The sequence below is a fragment of the Clostridium saudiense genome, from assembly GCF_000577815.1.
GTDB lineage: Bacteria > Bacillota > Clostridia > Clostridiales > Clostridiaceae > Clostridium > Clostridium saudiense.
In genome coordinates, this window is sequence record NZ_CBYM010000087.1 from 1 (window position 1) to 1,097 (window position 1,097).

Annotated in this window: 1 protein-coding gene; it reads left to right on the plus strand. The window is 30.6% G+C overall.

From position 1 onward, the window contains the following. Positions 1-115: 115 nt before the first annotated feature. Complete coding sequence (locus TY07_RS17010; protein WP_042403103.1) at positions 116-1,081, plus strand: IS30 family transposase; 966 nt, start codon at positions 116-118, stop codon at positions 1,079-1,081. The last annotated feature ends 16 nt before the right edge of the window (positions 1,082-1,097 follow it).

The window sequence follows — 1,097 nt, forward strand, 5'->3', positions numbered from 1 at the left end:
GATAAATTACAATATCAAGTGCAACACTAATTAATTGCAAAAAAAATAACCCATACGGGTACGTTCATGTTAAAGTAATAATTGACTAGAAAACCACTTTAAAGGACGTGACTGTATGAGCTATAAACATATTACTATAAATGAACGTTGTTGTATAGTAGAATATTTAAATTTAGGATGGAGTTTATCTAAAATAGCCAAAGAACTCAACAGAAATAAATCAAGTATTTCAAGAGAAATTAAAAGAAACAATCTTAATGGAAGATACAAAGCTCATGTAGCTCAAGATAAATATGAAAACAGAAGAGTTAAATGTAAACCTCATGGAAAAATTGCTAACGCTTCGTTAGTAAACTATGTTCAAGAAAAGCTAAATAATCACTGGTCTCCAGAACAGATTTCAGGTCGTCTAAAACTTGAATTTAATAAACAAATAATTTCATTTAGCACTATATACTCTTGGCTATATAAAGGTATTTTGGAGCACTGTTCCGTTGACCTGCTTCGCAGGAAGGGTAAATCACTAAAACCAAGAGAAACTCGAGGTAAATTCAATATAGGGAAAACAATAAGTCAAAGACCTAAAGATGTAAGAAAAAGATTAGATATTGGACACTGGGAACTTGATACTATTGTTTCAAGTAGGGGAAAATCTAAGGCGTGTCTTTCAACTTTCGTTGAAAGAAAAACACGTTTAACAAAAATCAGAATAATGCAAAATAGAAAAGCTTCTACTTTTAATGAACATTGTATTATTGCATTAGGCAAATTTGGTAGGAATAATTTAAAATCATTGACTGTAGACCGTGGTAAAGAATTTGCTGGATATTTAGAGTTAGAAAATAAATTAGACTTAGATGTGTATTTTGCTGATGCTTACAGTTCATGGCAAAGAGGAACTAATGAAAATACAAATGGCTTGATTAGAGAATTCTTTCCTAAAAAATTTGATTTTTCTACTATAAATCAAAATCATGTTGATATTGTTGAGGATATTTTAAATAATAGACCACGGAAATGTCTTGGATACAAGACACCGTTAGAAGCATTTAACGAAGAACAAGCTAAGTGTTGCACTTAGCTTGACAATTCGTCTA

Coding starts and splice junctions, on each gene's coding strand:
- TY07_RS17010 (WP_042403103.1), top strand. CDS start 116: ATGAGCTATAAACATATTACTATAAATGAACGTTGTTGTATAGTAGAA.